Annotated in this window: 2 protein-coding genes and 1 pseudogene; all 3 read right to left on the bottom strand. The window is 38.3% G+C overall.

Annotation, left to right across the window (positions count from 1 at the left end):
• A pseudogene (locus G322_RS21565) lies at nucleotides 1-206 on the bottom strand (hypothetical protein); the annotation flags it as partial.
• Nucleotides 207-344: 138 nt separating this feature from the next.
• Nucleotides 345-758: a MipA/OmpV family protein gene (locus tag G322_RS0119425; RefSeq protein WP_156874010.1), complete on the bottom strand. Its 414-nt coding sequence runs from the start codon at nucleotides 756-758 to the stop codon at nucleotides 345-347.
• Nucleotides 759-1,013: 255 nt separating this feature from the next.
• A partial coding sequence (locus G322_RS24050) for a hypothetical protein (RefSeq protein WP_033422285.1) occupies nucleotides 1,014-1,197 on the bottom strand: 184 nt, incomplete at its 5' end.

The raw sequence follows: 1,197 nt of genomic DNA, 5'->3' as shown, positions 1-1,197 counted from the left end.
ATAATAGCAGCAAAATGATCGGCACTGATTTTCCAAATATGGATATCACTGATCTGTTGATCAGGCTCAGATTCAATGCAGTTGATGATCTGCTGCTTATAATGAGGATCGATACTTTTATCTAATAATATTGGTCCCGTTTGTGTCAATAATCCCCAGTATATTAATGTTAATTTCACCCAACAAATAAAGGTTACTAAAGACATGGTAACGTACCTCAGTGCCTACTTTAACATCAAGATCACTGCCAATATCATCAATAGAAAGTCCATAATAAAGATTATTAAACGCAGCACTTTTGTATCTAAACGTCCCATTCAGGTCAATATCAAAACGCTTATAATCTATTTGATAACGCAGGTTAACATTAACGTAACTATTGCCATCACTGACTCTAATTGCAGGGGGGAATTAGCGTTAAACAGATACTCAAACTGCAAACCCATATCAATGTTAGTACCGTGAAAATCACGTTGATACTGCTTAGGAATATCAAAATATCGATATCGCCCTAACAGACTAATGCTATAATTATCGCCTTCAAAAAAACGCAAACCGCCATATTCGCCACGTAGATAAAAGTAATCACCCTCATAATACATTTTAGGCACAAAATCACTCACAGAGCCCTCTTCAGCCGCGTGATAAGGAATAGAGGCAGTGCGCGAACCAATCTCTGGCACAGGTTCTAACCAGTTTTTATCCGCCATCTGCATTTTTATCTCCTCTGCAAAAAGAAAAAAGGGGACTAACAGCAATAAAATACCCCGCACCAAGGTTTTTCGCTTAGGCTAAAATTTGCTCCGCGAAGAGGGGTATATTGGGTTACTCTAAGGTCAAAAGCCTTTACGTAGCAAGCTGCGGGGTATTAGACCCAAAGATAAAAACAATAAAAAAACAACCATTTTTCATACTCATTCCATTAATGATTCCTGAATTCAGGCGCTATTAAATTCACAGTAAAGACCGCCCCTGATTAAAACCATTTCAACAAGCACCATTAACCCCATACTTTAAATAAGCCAATACTTAGGCGGATTAATGGTCTGCATCCGCCCCACTTGCGGCTTTAAATGACCAATATAGTTGCATTGTATAATATAACTAATACCATTCCGCTTAATATAATGATCAGGTTTTACGCAGGGTAAATGACTAAGGTCAAGGCGCATGATTGAGTAATAGCCGGCTATTGCG

The organism is Psychromonas hadalis ATCC BAA-638 (assembly GCF_000420245.1).
Lineage (GTDB): Bacteria > Pseudomonadota > Gammaproteobacteria > Enterobacterales > Psychromonadaceae > Psychromonas > Psychromonas hadalis.
This window is presented reverse-complemented; position numbering and strand designations above follow the sequence as displayed.